The sequence below is a fragment of the Streptomyces roseifaciens genome (genome assembly GCF_001445655.1).
Classification (GTDB): domain Bacteria; phylum Actinomycetota; class Actinomycetes; order Streptomycetales; family Streptomycetaceae; genus Streptomyces; species Streptomyces aureoversilis.
Window position 1 is genome coordinate 1,192,414 of sequence record NZ_LNBE01000004.1, and the last position, 14,515, is coordinate 1,206,928.

General features: G+C 72.7%; 13 protein-coding genes. 9 read left to right on the top strand and 4 right to left on the bottom strand.

The genetic code is table 11. The features are described 5' to 3' along the window. Positions 1-4: 4 nt before the first annotated feature. The 4 genes from AS857_RS22455 to AS857_RS22470 all read left to right on the top strand — a co-directional run bounded on the left by AS857_RS22455 (position 5) and on the right by AS857_RS22470 (position 4,471). Positions 5-805: a DUF1684 domain-containing protein gene (locus AS857_RS22455; RefSeq protein WP_058045072.1), complete on the top strand. Its 801-nt coding sequence runs from the start codon at positions 5-7 to the stop codon at positions 803-805. 163 nt (positions 806-968) lie between these two features. Continuing rightward, entirely contained in the window at positions 969-1,883 is a 915-nt protein-coding gene (locus tag AS857_RS22460) for a S1 family peptidase (protein ID WP_058045073.1), read from the top strand. A 151-nt stretch (positions 1,884-2,034) separates the two neighbouring features. Then, positions 2,035-2,907: a slipin family protein gene (locus AS857_RS22465; protein ID WP_063804344.1), complete on the top strand. Its 873-nt coding sequence runs from the start codon at positions 2,035-2,037 to the stop codon at positions 2,905-2,907. A 481-nt stretch (positions 2,908-3,388) separates the two neighbouring features. Next, on the top strand, positions 3,389-4,471 hold the full coding sequence (locus AS857_RS22470) for a S1 family peptidase (protein WP_058045074.1): 1,083 nt from the start codon (positions 3,389-3,391) through the stop codon (positions 4,469-4,471). Between the two features lie 113 nt (positions 4,472-4,584). Here the strand turns inward: AS857_RS22470 and AS857_RS22475 are convergent, their stop codons facing one another. Then, positions 4,585-5,040 (bottom strand): subtilase-type protease inhibitor, encoded by a 456-nt coding sequence (locus tag AS857_RS22475; RefSeq protein ID WP_058045075.1) that lies wholly within the window; start codon positions 5,038-5,040, stop codon positions 4,585-4,587. A 413-nt stretch (positions 5,041-5,453) separates the two neighbouring features. Between AS857_RS22475 and AS857_RS22480 the strand changes: the two genes are divergently transcribed. The 4 genes from AS857_RS22480 (at position 5,454) to AS857_RS22495 (ending at position 11,208) form a co-directional block, all read left to right on the top strand. Then, positions 5,454-6,425 (top strand): ABC transporter permease, encoded by a 972-nt coding sequence (locus AS857_RS22480; protein ID WP_079110570.1) that lies wholly within the window; start codon positions 5,454-5,456, stop codon positions 6,423-6,425. A 129-nt stretch (positions 6,426-6,554) separates the two neighbouring features. Then, complete coding sequence (locus tag AS857_RS22485; protein ID WP_058045076.1) at positions 6,555-8,339, top strand: ABC transporter substrate-binding protein; 1,785 nt, start codon at positions 6,555-6,557, stop codon at positions 8,337-8,339. Positions 8,340-8,386: 47 nt separating this feature from the next. Next, the gene (locus tag AS857_RS22490; protein ID WP_058045077.1) at positions 8,387-9,379 is read left to right on the top strand and encodes an ABC transporter permease; all 993 of its coding nucleotides are present in this window, start codon (positions 8,387-8,389) and stop codon (positions 9,377-9,379) included. Then, positions 9,376-11,208 (top strand): dipeptide ABC transporter ATP-binding protein, encoded by a 1,833-nt coding sequence (locus AS857_RS22495; protein ID WP_058045078.1) that lies wholly within the window; start codon positions 9,376-9,378, stop codon positions 11,206-11,208. Before AS857_RS22490 ends, AS857_RS22495 begins: the two co-directional genes overlap by 4 nt. Here AS857_RS22495 and AS857_RS22500 read toward each other — a convergent pair. Then, entirely contained in the window at positions 11,188-12,141 is a 954-nt protein-coding gene (locus tag AS857_RS22500) for a terpene synthase family protein (RefSeq protein ID WP_058045079.1), read from the bottom strand. The two genes, AS857_RS22495 and AS857_RS22500, sit on opposite strands and share 21 nt — an antisense overlap. A 157-nt stretch (positions 12,142-12,298) precedes the next feature. Further along, positions 12,299-12,868, bottom strand: coding sequence for a signal peptidase II (locus tag AS857_RS22505; protein ID WP_058045080.1), 570 nt, complete (start codon positions 12,866-12,868; stop codon positions 12,299-12,301). Between the two features lie 189 nt (positions 12,869-13,057). Between AS857_RS22505 and AS857_RS22510 the strand changes: the two genes are divergently transcribed. After that, a complete protein-coding gene (locus tag AS857_RS22510) occupies positions 13,058-13,384 on the top strand; it encodes a cupin domain-containing protein (protein ID WP_058045081.1) in 327 nt (108 codons plus the stop codon). Between the two features lie 20 nt (positions 13,385-13,404). On the opposite strand, the gene AS857_RS22515 is transcribed toward AS857_RS22510, so the two are convergent. Next, positions 13,405-14,430 (bottom strand): YhgE/Pip domain-containing protein, encoded by a 1,026-nt coding sequence (locus tag AS857_RS22515; RefSeq protein ID WP_058045082.1) that lies wholly within the window; start codon positions 14,428-14,430, stop codon positions 13,405-13,407. Positions 14,431-14,515: the final 85 nt, after the last annotated feature.

Below are 14,515 nucleotides of genomic sequence, written 5' to 3' on the forward strand. Positions count from 1 at the left end.
CGTCATGAGCACGGACACGGGCAACGACGCACGGCAGCAGTGGAAGACGTGGCGCGAGGAGCGTACGGAGACGGTCTGCGCACCGTACGGGCCGCTCGCGCTCACGGGGACCTACTGGCTCGCCGACGCCGCCGAGGGGCGATTTCCCGCCATCCCGGGGCACTGGACCGAGGACGGCGACGCCGTACTGCTGACCGCCACGGCCGCCGACGGGCTCACCGCGGACGGGCGGCCGGTGAACGGTGAGGTCCGGCTCGGCGTCGACAAGGGCCCGGCCGCGACGGCCCGTGTCGACCACGGCGGACGCAAGCTCGTGGTGCTGCGCCGGGAGGGGCTGTGGGCGGTGCGCGTCTTCGACCCCGGCTCGGCCGGGCGGCGGGCGTTCACCGCGATCGACGCCTTCGAGTACGACGAGGACTGGGTGCTGCCGGGGGTCTTCCGCCCGTACGACGGCAGCCGCAGGGTGCGGGTGGAGAACGCGGACGGGCGGGAGCGGGGACTCGGCCTGGACGGGGAGCTGGCCTTCACCGCCGCCGGTTCCGCGTTCGCGCTGCAGGTCGCCGTCGAGGTGGACGGCACGCTGTGGGCGGTGTTCGCCGACGGCACGAGCGGGGACACCAGCTACCGCTTCCGGTTCCTGCGGACGCCCGCGCCCGGCGTCGACGGACGGGTGACGGTCGACTTCAACCACGCCCTCCTGCCGCCCTGCGCCTTCGCCGACCACTTCATCTGCCCGTTCCCGCCCCCGGGGAACACCTTGCCGATCGCGGTCCCGGCGGGGGAGCGCCGCGTGCTGGTGGGCTAGCGCCCCCGACGGATACGGGTGCGCGCCGTCCGAAAGATGCTCTTGCGGCGGTCGGCGCGCGGCCCGAATACTCCCGAACAGTGCTTGTCAGGGGCACGACGAAAGTGGAATCCCGCGTGCCCGTTCCGGCTGCACCTCACCGACCCCACTCGGGAGGAAGAACGTGAGCATCAAGCGCACCACCCCCCGCACCGCGACACGTATCGCCCTCGCCTCCGCCCTCGCCGCCGCGGCCGCCCTCGCCGGCACCGCCGCCCACGCCGAGGGCAACGCCGCATCGGCCCCCGTCAGACACTCCGCCGCCCAGCTGTCCGCCGCGAGCACCGCCGTACAGGCCGCGGACGTCGCCGGCACCGCCTGGGCCGTCGACCAGGAGTCCGGCACGCTCGTCGTCACCGCCGACTCGACCGTCTCCGCCGCCGCCCTCGCCAGGATCAAGCAGAAGGCCGGCACCGCGGTGGAGGCCATACGCATCGAGCGCACCCCCGGCACCCTCCGCCCCTTCCTCGCCGGCGGCGACGCGATCTACGCCCCGAGCTGGCGCTGCTCGCTCGGGTTCAACGTGCGCAAGGGCAACACCGCCTACTTCCTCACCGCAGGCCACTGCACCGAGGGCAAGCCGCCCTACTACAGCAACTCCGGGCACACCACGAGCATCGGCCCCACCACGGGCACCAGCTTCCCGGGCAACGACTACGGCATCGTGCAGTACACCAACGGCTCCCTCCCGCACCCCAGCGAGGTCAGCCTCTACAACGGCCGCACCCAGCGGATCACCGCCGCCGGCAACGCGACCGTCGGCCAGTCCGTGCAGCGCAGCGGTTCCACGACCGGCCTGCACGGCGGCAAGGTCACCGGCCTCAACGCCACCGTCAACTACGGCAACGGCCAGGTCGTCCGCGGCCTCATCAAGACGAACGTCTGCGCCGAGCCCGGCGACAGCGGCGGCGCCCTCTTCGCCGGCTCCACCGCCCTCGGCCTCACCTCCGGAGGCAGCGGCAACTGCAGCTCCGGCGGAACGACCTACTTCCAGCCCGTCGGCCCGGCGCTCAAGGCGTACGGGGTGACGATCGGCTGAGGGCCCGCCCTCCCTCCGTTCCCGCGTCCACCAGCTCGGGAGCCCCCAGCACAGGAGTCCCCGGTCCGCACCTCGGCCGGGGGCTCGACCCTGTGCCCGATACGGGCATACCGTGGACATAACACCTGAGATGTACGGCAGGGGGCCTGCCATGGTCGAGGAACTGGTGGTGGCAGCCGTGGCCGCGGCGTCCGCCGGGGCGGTGTACGTCGCGGCGGCGGCCCGCGTGGTCAAGCAGTACGAACGCGGCGTGGTGCTGCGGCTGGGGCGGCTCCTGCCCGAGATCCGCTCCCCGGGGTTCACATTGATCGTCCCGGTCGTCGACCGGCTGCGCAAAGTGAACATGCAGATCGTCACGATGCCCGTGCCCGCCCAGGAGGGCATCACCCGCGACAACGTCACCGTCCGAGTGGACGCCGTCGTCTACTTCAAGGTCGTGGACCCGGCCGAGGCGGTCATCGCCGTGGAGGACTACCGCTTCGCGGTGTCCCAGATGTCCCAGACGTCACTGCGCTCGATCATCGGCAAGAGCGACCTCGACGACCTCCTGTCCAACCGGGAGAAGCTCAACCAGGGCCTTGAGCTCATGCTCGACAGCCCCGCCATCGGGTGGGGCGTGCAGATCGACCGCGTCGAGATCAAGGACGTGTCGCTGCCGGAGACGATGAAGCGGTCCATGTCCCGGCAGGCGGAGGCGGAGCGCGAGCGGCGGGCCCGGGTGATCAACGCGGACGCGGAGCTGCTGGCGTCGAAGAAGCTCGCCGAGGCGGCGGCCACGATGGCCGACCAGCCGTCGGCGCTGCAGCTGCGGCTGCTGCAGACGGTGGTGGCGGTGGCGGCGGAGAAGAACTCCACGCTGGTCCTGCCGTTCCCGGTGGAACTCCTCCGCTTCCTGGAACGCTCGGCCCAGCAGGGCCTCGTCCCCCCGGACACGCCCCGCGCACCGAAGCCGCCGCCGCCCGACCCGGCCGTGGAGCCCCCGCCGCCCCCGGAGGAACTCCCGCCGGGACCCCCGAACCCTTGACACAGCCGAGCGAGCCCGGGGCTTCGGGCTCCTTCTCCGCCGCGGCGCCGGTCGGCCTGCGCCGCCGGAATGGCCCGTTGGGCGTCACGTCGCCGCGGTGGGGTAAGAGGCAGGCGCAGCCTGTGAATCCGGGGCCATGGCCTCTGAGGCGCGGTCGTGGCGGGTGACCCGGACGGCGTAGTCCCGTGGTGCCGGTGGGGTCCGGGGCCACCCCGGTGGGCTAAGGCGGCGGCGCCGTATTTTCGCGGGCCGCGCCGTGCAACTCCCCGCGCTCCCGCGCGCATCCCGTGCTGGGGCGCGTAAAGCGACACGCGCGCAGGAGGAGTCCGCCTTGTGCGCGCCCTCCCCGGTTCCGGGATACTCGATTGGTCGACTTGGCATGGACGCGCCCTCTGTAAAGCCGGAGGCGAACCATGTCGTACCCCCTCCGGGCCCGCGGTGATCCCGTGGCGGTGCCCAACCCCCCACTGGAGGTGCCGAGTTGAAGCGCAGATGGATCTCCGTGCGCGCGGCCCTGGCGGCCGCAGCCACAGCCGCCCTCGCGGCCGTGACCCTCAGCCCGCAGGAGGCCGGCGCCTCGCCCGCCCCGGCCCCCGCGCTCTCCGCCTCCGACGCCGCGGCCGTCGCCCGGGCCCTCCCGGCCGGGCCGGAGGACGCCACTGCGGGTTCGTACTACGACTCCACACTCGGCACGCTCGTCGTCAACATCACCGACGGAAAGGCCGCCGGCCTGGTCCGTGCGATGGGCGGCGAGCCCCGCGCCGTGCGCAACTCCCGGGCCGAGCTCGACTCCGCGAAGGCCACGCTGGACGCGGGCGAGGCGATCCCCGGGACCACCTGGGGGACGGACCCGACCCTCAACCGGGTCGTCGTGACCGCCGACCCCACGGTCACGGGCGCGAAGCTGGCGCAGCTCAAGAAGTCGGTCGGGTCCCTCGGGGACGCCGTGCTGGTGAAGAGGACGTCCGCGAAGCTCACCCGGTACGTCGCGGGCGGCGATGCGATCTTCGGCGCCACCCACCGCTGCTCCCTGGGCTTCAACGTCAAGCGGGCCGGCAGGCCGGACGGCTTCGTCACGGCCGGGCACTGCGGCAAGGCGGAGAGCACCTGGCGCGCCACCAACGGCGGCCCGCAGATCGCGACGACCGAGAACGCGGTCTTCCCCGTCCACGACTACGCCCTCGCGGTGTATCCCGCCACCGGCGCCGTCGACCACCCGAGCGCCGTGAACCTCTACAACGGCACGTCGCAGACCGTCACCGCCGCCCGTGACGCGGTCGTCAACGAGCCGGTCCGGCGCAGCGGGTCCACCACCGGGGTGAAGAGCGGCACCGTCAAGCGCACCGGCGTGACCGTCAACTATCCGGAGGGCCAGGTCATCGGCCTGACCGAGACCACCGCCTGCGCCGAGGCCGGCGACAGCGGCGGATCCTACTTCTCCGGCAGCGACGCCCTGGGGATCCTCTCCGGCGGCAGCGGCGACTGCACGAGGGGCGGGATGTCGTACTTCCAGCCCCTGCCTCCGGTCCTCGCGGCGTACAACGCGACCCTCGGCGGTTCCTGAACGGCTGTGCACCGCCGTCCACCGCTGCTGCGGAAGACGACGGAGGGCGGCCCCCGGACACACCTCCACGGTGTCCGGGGGCCGCCTCGCGTTCAGTCGCTCTGCGGGGGGTTTCAGAACTCGAAGAGCTGCCCCTTGCCCGCCTTCGCCTCGCACGGGTTCGCGAAGGTGCGCTCGAAGCGGACCCGCTTGCCCTCCCACACGCCGTCGGCGGTGACGACGCTGGGGTTCCACTCCCTGGTGCAGGCCGTGCCGGACTTGATGGTGGTGATCTTCTCGAGGTCACCGCCGGCCGCGCGCAGTGCTGTGCACGCGCCCTTCGCGTCCGGGTGCGAGCCCGTCGCCTTGGGGAAGCAGGTCAGCGTCACCGCGCGGTCGACCGAGGCCTCGGTGGAGTTCGCACCGTGACCGACGGTCAGGACCAGGGCGGAGGACGCGTACAGACTCTGCGTCTGTGCTGCGGGGACAGGTGCGGGTGCTGCGCTCGCGGTCGTCGTTCCGGCGGCCAGGAGGCCGCCGCCCAGTGCGAGCGCGGCGCCCATCGCGATGCCCCCAGTGATGTACCGCATTCCGAACACTCCCTTGCTCGTGGCTGCAGATAACGGACGGAAGTCTTGCCCAAGTTGGGCATGAACGCACATTGGTCGAACACTTTCAGTCGCTGGTTGAAAACCCTCGGTAGTGGCCGGAACTCATGTGAGGCGCGTCTCATACGAGACGTGAGGGAAGTCGTCCGGCTTTCACGCATGCCCGATTGGGGGTAATTGCGGCGATTTAATGTTACGGGGATATTGACCAGCGAAGATTCCTTGTAATCCTTGATGAATTATCAAAACTGCCTTCAAAAAGATGGTTTGCGGCCACCTGTTTCATTGGATCTAATGATCCGCACCCCGGGGCGGGAGACCCCCGCAGCCCGGCCGAAAAGAGGCCCGCCGTGTGACCAACCGGCGGCCGGAGCGATTCAGGAGCGCGGCAGCAAATGGCCGAAGTGCACTCAGGAGGACCCCTCGAAGCGCCCTCCCGCGGGCCCCTCGCCACCGCCTGCCGCGCCTTCCGGCGCGACCGCACGGGCATGGCCGCCCTCGCCGTCGTCCTGTTCTGCGCCGTGCTCGCGGCGGCCGCGCCCCTGGTCACGGCCTTGTACGGGAAGAATCCCACCGAGCACTACGGCCAGCACGGCACCGGGTTGCTCAGCGCCGAAGGCCTGCCGGTCCTGCCCAACGGCGGCATCTCCGCCGACCACTGGTTCGGCATCGAACCCGGCCTCGGCCGCGACGTGTTCGCCCAGCTGCTGTACGGCATGCGCACCTCGCTGCTGGTCGCCTTCGCCTCCGTCGCCGTGATCGCCGTGACGGGCGTCGTCCTCGGGGTGACCGTCGGCTATCTCAGCGGTCTCGCCGACCGGGCCTTCACTTTCGTATGCAATGTGCTGCTCGGTTTTCCGACACTTCTGCTCCTCCTCGCGCTCAGCCCGGTCATCCAGACCCGCTTCGTCGGCCCCGGGGAGAACGAGCCCGCCTGGATGCAGTTCACCTCCCTCATCCTGGTCTTCTCGGCATTCGGCTGGGTGCCGCTCGCGATGGTCCTGCGCACTTCCGTAAGGGCCCTGCGCGAGCGGGAGTTCGTCGAGGCGGCACGGGCCGTCGGGGCGAGCCGCCGGCACATCGTGCTGCGCGAGCTGCTCCCCAACGTCTGGGCGCCCGTGCTCGTGCACGTCACGCTCGCCGTCCCCGGCATCGTCACCGCCGAGGCCGCGCTGTCCTTCCTCGGCGTCGGCATCAACGAACCGGTCCCCGACTGGGGCCGCATGATCTCCCGCGGCTCCGAGGTCTTCTACGACGACCCGACCTACATGGTCTTCCCCGGCGTGGCGATCCTCGTCTTCGTCCTCGCCTTCAACCTCCTCGGCGACGCGGTACGGGACGCGCTCGATCCGCGGATCGTGCGCTAGCGCTCCGCGCGCGCCGAGTTCGACTGCGGGCCGTCCGTGGCTGGTCGCGCAGTTCCCCGCGCCCCTTATGGGCGCTGCCCCTTACGGGGCGCCCCGCCTTCCCTTTCCCTTCTCGACCCGGAGTTCACCATGGCCCGCATCCGTCCGCGCACCGCAGCCGCCCCGGCCCTCGTCACTGCCGCCGTCCTGCTGATGTGCTCCTGCTCGGCCGGCGCGGGCAAGGACGCGGAGGGGGCGAAGGGCGGCGGCGCCACGGCCGCCAAGAGCGGCCAGCGGCTGACCGCCACGCTCGGCACCGCCAAGGACAGCCGGGGCCCGGCCCCGGCCGTCGAGGGGGCCCGGACCGGCGGCACGATCCGCATCGCCAACGCCAACGACTACGGCCACCTCGACCCGCAGAAGATCTACGCGGGCGAGTCGTACAGCACGTCCCTGCTGTGGGGCCGGCAGCTGACCCAGTATCAGGTCGTGGACGGCAAGCCCAAGCTCGTCGGCGACCTCGCCACCGACACCGGGCGGTCCTCCGACGGCGGCCGCACCTGGACGTACGAGCTCAAGGACGGCATCGCCTGGGAGGACGGCGAGCCCATCACCTCCGAGCACGTGAAGTACGGCATCGAGCGCACCTTCGCCCCCGGCTTCGAACTCGGCCCCACCTACTGGCCCGAGTGGCTCACCGGCTCCGAGGACCGCACCGCCGCCGTCGAGAAGTACGCCGGCCCCGAGCACGGCGACCTCGACGCCATCGAGACCCCCGACGCCAAGACGATCGTCTTCCGCTTCCCGCAGCCGCAGTCCGACGTGCCCTACATGGCCGCCCAGTCCTCCTCGTCCCCCGTCCGCAAGGACAAGGACACCGGCACCGGCTACGACACCCGGCCGTTCGCCACCGGCCCCTACCGGATCGCCGAGCACAAGCAGAACCAGAGCCTGACCCTGGAGCGCAACCCGCACTGGAAGCCGGAGACCGACCCCATCCGCCACCAGTACGCCGACCGCTTCGAGTTCACCTTCGGCAAGAAGATCCTCAACACCGCGCAGGAGGTCCTCAACGGGCGCGGCAGCGGACCCGACACCCTCTCCACCAAGAGCGAGGTGCCGCCGGAGCTCTACGCCGAGGCCCGGCGCGACGCGAAGAAGAAGGACCTCCTCGTCGCCGGCAGCCAGGGCGCCTACACCAGCGACCTCTACATCAAGAACAGCCGCGTCACCGACCCCGAGGTCCGCAAGGCCATCCACTACCTCTTCCCCCGCGAACAGGCCCGCCAGGTCCTCGGCGGCCCCCGCCTCGGCGACTTCGCCACCACGCTCTCCTCGCCCGCCGTCGTCGGCTGGAAGAAGTACGACCTCTACCCCGTCGCGCCCGCCGGGGACATCGAGAAGGCCAAGGAGCACCTGGCCCGGGCGAAGACCAAGGTCGACACGCTCACCTACGCGTACGAGAGCGACGCCCCCGAGAAGGACCGGCTCGCCCAGGTCCTCGTCGAGGCCTTCGCCAAGGCGGGCATCAAGCTCGTCACCAAGCCGCTGGAGAAGGCCGCCTTCACCAACGAGGTCTTCCGCGGACCGGCCCCCTACGACCTGTGGCTGTCCACCAACTCCGTCGACTGGCCCACCCCGTCCACGCTGCTGCCCGACAGCTACCACAGCAAGCTCGACGCCCTCGCCAACTCCATCCGCTACAGCAACCCCGAGGTCGACAAGGAGCTGGAGCGCATCGCGACCATCGGCGAGGCGCAGCAGAAGGCCGACGCCCTCATCGCCCTCGAACGGACCGTCATGAAGGACGTCCCGGTCGTGCCGTTCCTCTACACCGGCGTCACCCAGTTCCGCGGGGAGAACGTCGGCGGCGCCGCCATCCACCCGATCTACGGCTCCATCGCGGCGGCGGACCTGTACCTGAAGAAGTCCTGACCCGGAAGCCCTGATCGGAAGCCACGACCGGAAGCCCTGACCCCGACATGACCGGCTACCTCCTGCGACGGGCCCTCCAGGCCGCGGCGGTGCTCCTCGCGATCACCGCCGCCGCCTTCGGGCTCTTCTACGCCGCCCCCTCCGACCCCGCGCTCATCGCCTGCGGCCCCAAGTGCGACACCGCACAGGTCGAGGCCGTCCGCCACAGCATGGGCCTGGACCAGCCGCTGGCCGCCCAGTACCTCGACTACCTGCGCGGCCTCGTCGCCGGCCGCACCATCAGCGACGTCGACGGCAGCGTCATCGACTGCGCCGCGCCCTGCCTCGGCTACTCCTACACCCTCCACCAGCCCGTCCTCGACGCCATCGGCGACCGCTTCCCCGTGACGCTGTCGCTCGCTGGAGGCGCGCTCGTGGTGATCGTCGTCCTCGGCATCGGCGCCGGCTTCACCGCCGCGCTGCGCCGGGGCACGGCCGGCGACCGGCTGCTGTCCGGCTTCACCCTGGTCGGCGCGAGCGTGCAGATCTACTTCCTCGGCTACGCCCTGCAGTACCTGCTGGTCTACTCGACCGACCTGATGCCGCTGCCCGGCTACGTCCCCCTCGCCGAGGGGCCCGGCGCGTGGGCCGCCGGGCTGCTCCTGCCCTGGCTCGTCCTCGGCTTCGTCAACGCCGCCGTCTTCGCCCGCCTCGCGCGCTCCCAGACGCTCGAGACGATGCACGAGGGGTACGTGCGGACGGCCCGCGGCAAGGGGCTCACCGCGCTGCGGGCGCACGGGAAGTACACGGCGCGCGGCGCCGCCGGGCCCCTCGTCCAGCTGCTCGGGCTGGAGGCCGGGGCGCTCTTCGGCGGCGCGTTCATCACCGAGACCGTCTTCGGGCTCGGCGGCGTCGGAAAGCTCGCCGTCGACTCCGTCGTCCAGAACGACCTGCCGACGGTGGTCGGCACGGTGCTGCTCGCCGCGTTCTTCGTCGTGGTGTTCGTGGCCCTCGCCGACCTGGTGGTGGCCTGGCTCGACCCGAGGGTGAGGCTCGCATGACCCCGGCCCTGTCCGTACGCGACCTGACGGTCTCCTTCAAGGGGCGCGGCGGTACGCACGTCACGGCCGTCGACGGCCTCTCCTTCGACCTGGAACGCGGTGAAGTCCTGGGGCTGGTGGGGGAGTCCGGCTCGGGCAAGTCCACGGTGGGGCTCGCCGCGATGGGGCTGCACGACCCGGCCGGTACGCGGGTGAGCGGCAGCGTGCTGGTCGGCGGCACGGAGGTCGTCGGCGCGCCCGAGTCAGCGGTGCGTGCGCTGCGCGGCGCGCGGATCGCCATGGTCTTCCAGGACGCGCTCGCCGCGCTCTCGCCCTTCCACACGGTCGGCGCGCAACTGGCCGAGGCGTACCGCGTGCACGCCCCGGCGGGCGCCGGGCGGCGGGCCGACGCGAAGGAGAAGGCCCTCGCCGTACTGGAGCGCGTCGGCATCCCTGCCGCCCGCGCCCGCGACTACCCGCACCAGTTCTCGGGCGGCATGCGGCAGCGCGTGATGATCGCCATGGCGCTGGTCAACAGCCCCGACGTGCTCATCGCCGACGAGCCCACGACGGCGCTGGACGCGCGCGTCCAGCGGCAGGTCCTCGGCCTCCTGGCGGAACTGCAGGAGGAGAGCGGCACGGCGGTGCTGCTCGTCACCCACGACGTGGGGGTGGTGGCGCAGACGTGCGACCGCATGCTCGTGATGCGGGGCGGGAGGGGCCTGGAGGAGGGCCCCACCCGCAAACTGCTGAACGACGCGACGCACCCGTACACGAGAGCGCTGATCGGCGCGGCCCCGACGCTGAACACGGTGCCGGGGACACGATTGCCGACGGTCGACGACCCTGCTCCGGCTGCGGCCGGGCACGGCGGCGCTGCCGGGCAAGGGGTGTCCGCCGCGACGGCGGGTCGTCCGACGGCGGAGTCCGGCGGTGCCGGGCCGGCCTCGGCTGCTGCCGGGAAGGGGGTGGCGCGCCCTGCCGGCGGACGTGCCGGGCAAGGGGTGTCCGCCGCGACGGCGGGTCGTCCGACGGCGGAGTCCGGCGGTGCCGGGCCGGGCCCTGGCGGGCCCCTCGCCGAGGTTATCGACCTCCGCGTGGAGTTCGTAGGCCGCCGGGGGCTCTGGGGAGGGCGCGGCGCCGCCGTCCAGGCCGTGCGTGGCGTCAGTCTGCGTATCGGCGCAGGTGAGACGCTCGGGCTCGTGGGCGAGTCCGGGTCCGGGAAGTCGACCACGGCGAGGGTCCTCACGGGGCTGCAGCGCCCCACGTCGGGGGCCGTGCGGTTCGACGGCCGGGACATCTCCCGCGCCGCGGCCGACACCCGCCTGCGCCGCGAGCTCAGCCGCGACGTACAGCTGGTCTTCCAGGACCCGTACGCGTCGCTCAACCCGCGCCGTACCGTCGAGGAGATCGTCACCACGCCGCTGCGGGTGCACACCGCCCTGGGCAGGGAGGAGCGCCGCGCCCGGGCGGCGGAGCTGCTGGAGCAGGTGGGCCTGCAGGCCGCCCACCTCGGCCGCTACCCGCACGAGTTCTCCGGCGGCCAGCGCCAGCGCATCGGCATCGCCCGCGCCCTGGCCCTCCGCCCCCGCCTGGTCATCGCGGACGAGCCGGTGTCGGCGCTGGACGTCTCCGTGCAGGCGCAGGTGCTCAACCTCCTCATGGACCTCCGCGACGAGCTGGGCCTGTCCCTTCTCTTCGTCTCGCACGACCTCGCCGTCGTCCGGCACTTCTGCGACCGGGTGGCGGTGATGCGGGCCGGGACCGTCGTGGAGAGCGGGCCGCGGGACGAGGTGTTCGGCGACCCGAAGGCCCCCTACACGCGCGAGCTACTCGCGGCCACGATGTAGGGCGGTGCCCGCGCCGCCGCTCGTGGAGGGGACGGGCGGCGGTGCGGGTCGCCGTGGGCGCAGCAGGTCGACGGGGACGCCGGTGACGTCGTCGGCGAGGAGGAGCGGCCGGTGCCCGCCGGGTTCGGGGGCGGCCGCCCCGGCCGGACCGCCGTGCAGGGCCCATGCCAGCCGGCCGTCCGCCCAGAGCGTGAGGGCGTGGGCGTAGGCGGACACGGCGGAGAGCGCGGCCGGAGGGAGCCCGGCCCGCGCCGCCTCGGCCGCGAAGCCGTGGAGCGCGTCCCGGAGCGCATCGCGGAGCTCCTCCGCTTCCGGCTCCGTACCGTCCCGCGAGAGCACGGCGGAGGCGGCGCCGGTCACGGCCCGGAACGATGCCAGCTCGCGTGCGGACGGCGGGAGTTCGCCCCCGCAGACGTACTCGACGAGGTCGAGGGCGGACCCCGCGGCGAGGGCGTCCCAAGGCCGCCGGTCGGCGAGTTCGCGGAAGCGGGCGGCGAAGCGCTCGCGCCATGCAGGCGACATGGCCGGGGCCGTCATCCGCCAGACGTCGGCGAGGGCTCTCTGCAGCGCCGTCCGGGCCGGCGGGGTGGGCCCGCCGTCCGTGGGCAGGAAGTCGGGCAGCGCACCGAACCCGAACGCGTACTCCTCCCCGCGAGGATGGCGGCACCGGTCGTCCAGGACGTGGAACCAGACGATCCAGGCCGCCGTCCGCTGCAGTCGCGGGCACGTGGCCTGCGGAGCCACCCGCGCCGCGAGGTCGACGCAGCGCGCCCGGCGGAAGCGCCGCTGGGCGGAGAAGGACTGGATGAGCCCGGTGCGCCGCACCCACCGGTCGGTGAACGCGGCGGCTTCGTCGATGTGCGGGCTGACCCGCTCGGGTTCGGGCTCGGGGAGATCGGTGACCGGCGGCCGGTAACTGGGCACGAGGGACACGACGTTCCTCAAGGACGAGGGATGGGAAGTCACAGCGTCCACCCCGGCACCGCACCGGATCCATGGCCCGGCCCCGGTTCGCCAGCGGCTCATCAGTGCGCGGCCCGGCGCGCGGGGAATCGTGCGCGCCGGGCGGCGACCGACGAGGCAGGAGGGGTCAGGCGGCTTCGGCGCGCTCGCGGCCGGCTTCCCTGCCGGTGCCGTCCATCTCCCATCCGAGGAAGGAGTAGACCACGATCAGGACGCCCCCGCAGAAGATCGCCCAGTCGGCGAGGTTCATCACGCTGAAACCGCGGACGGAGATGAAGTCGACGACCGCGCCCTCGAAGCCTCCGGGGGAGCGGAAGAGACGGTCCGTCAGATTACCGAGCGCACCGCCCAGCAGCAGCCCCAGCGCGACGGCCCACGGGGCGCTGTAGAGCTTGCGCGACAGGCGGACGATCACCACGGCGACGGTCGTGGCGACGATCGTGAGCACGATGGTCATCGCCTCGGCGATGCCGAACGCCGCACCGGGGTTGCGTAGCACCTGCAGCTCCAGCCAGCTGCCGATCAACTGGACGGGAGCCCGGTTCTCCAGCCCGGCGACCACGGCCAGCTTGGTGCCCAGGTCGAGCGCGTAGGCGACGCCCGTCACCGCGAGGAGCAGGGGTATCCGCCGGCGGGCCGTGACGCCCTCTCCCCGGCCTTCACTGGGCACGCCCGCGGCCCGGCCCTGATCCGTCAAGTTCACTCACCTCGAAGAAGTCTGTCGTCCGGTCGTATCCCGGCTCACGGTTCCGAACCGAACCCGCGTACGGGATCGATGTCGCTCGCCTCAGCCTACGGACCGCCCCGGCCCCACCCGAGCCCAGGCCCGGCATCCTTTACCGTTCGGTCGACCAACCGGCCCCGCAGCCCGCCTAGCCTCTTCGCCGTGACGACGATCAACGTGAACGACACCGCCGCGGCCCTGCAGCAGGAGTGGAACTCCCTCGTGCTGGGGCACGTAGGCCCGGCCTGCATCAAGGTGCTGCGCATGAACGAACTGCCCCTGGAGGAGGAGAGCCACGACGCTCCGGAAGCCCTGCTCGTCCTGGAGGGGCGGCTCGAACTCGACGTCGCGGGCGCGGCGGTGCCGGTCGAAGCAGGCGGGCTCCACGTGATCCCCGCGGGAACACCGCACGCGGTCCGCCCGGGAAGCCACGGCACCCTCGTCATCGTCGAGCTCGACGACCTCGACGAACTCGACCCCCGTCCGTAGCCCCGGCCCGCCCGGCTTCGTCAGGGCGTGCCCGCGGGTTCGTTCCTCTCCTGCCTCCGCACCCCCGCACACACCATCGTCACCGCCGCCCCCGCCACCGCCCACGCCGACAGGACGAGCAGCGGGCCCGTCAGGCCGTTGCCGTGGAAGTAGGCGAGGGAGCGGGCGGACCAGGTGCCGGCGCCCGGGGGGAGGGCCGGGCCGATGGCGTTCCAGAACGGGGGGAGCAGGGGGTACGGGTAGGCGCCGCCGGCGCTCGGGTTGCCCAGGACGACCACGATCGCGATGGCCAGGCCGATGCCGACGATTCCCGCGAGGCCCTGGAGGGCGAGCGTCGTCGCTCCGACGGCGAAGACCACCAGCGTTCCCAGGCCCCACAGTCCGAGGATGCCCCCGGGCAGCGCGTCGAGGACCGGGCCTGCGATGACGGTCCCGAGCAGGCCGGCGGCCGCCGAGTAGAGGGCGAGGGCGCCGAGCCGGATGACGGCCCGGTGGGGGTTGGCGGGCCGGGCGCCCGCGCTGATGGCGAGGATCGCGGCGCACAGGTAGCCGCCCACGCACCATCCGACCACCAGGTAGAACGAGGTCAGGCCGCGGGCGTCGCCGGCCGCGGCGGGTGCGACGTCCCTGACCCGTACGGTGCGGCCCTCCACGGCCTCGGCCCGGGTGAGCACCGCCTCGGTGGCCTGGGCGAGGGAGGCGCCCGCGCCGCCGGCGACGAGGAGGGTGTCGGTGGTGCCGCGCGGGTCGACGACGAGCGCGGCGTCGAGGTCGCGCTCGCGGATCTTCGCGACGGCCGCCGCCTCGCCGCCGTCCACCGTGCGCACGTCCAGGGGCCTCCCGGGCAGCCTGTCGAGCCGTTCCTCCAGCTGCCCGCCGATCGCCCGAGGGGCGACGAGGCCCAGGGCGACCTCTTTCGGCCGTGGGTCGTGGAAGGCGCCGACGTAGGAGGCGATGAAGGCGAGCTGGAGCACCAGGGCGCCGATCACCAGGACCGCGGCCCGGGCGGTCACCGCGCTGCGCAGTTCCTGGGCGAATGAGGGCATGTCCCGAGCCTGCGGGGTGCGGGGGGCCTGCGCAGGCGGTGCGGGCTGTCCGGGTGATCGCCCCTCGCTCGCCTCCGCACACGTG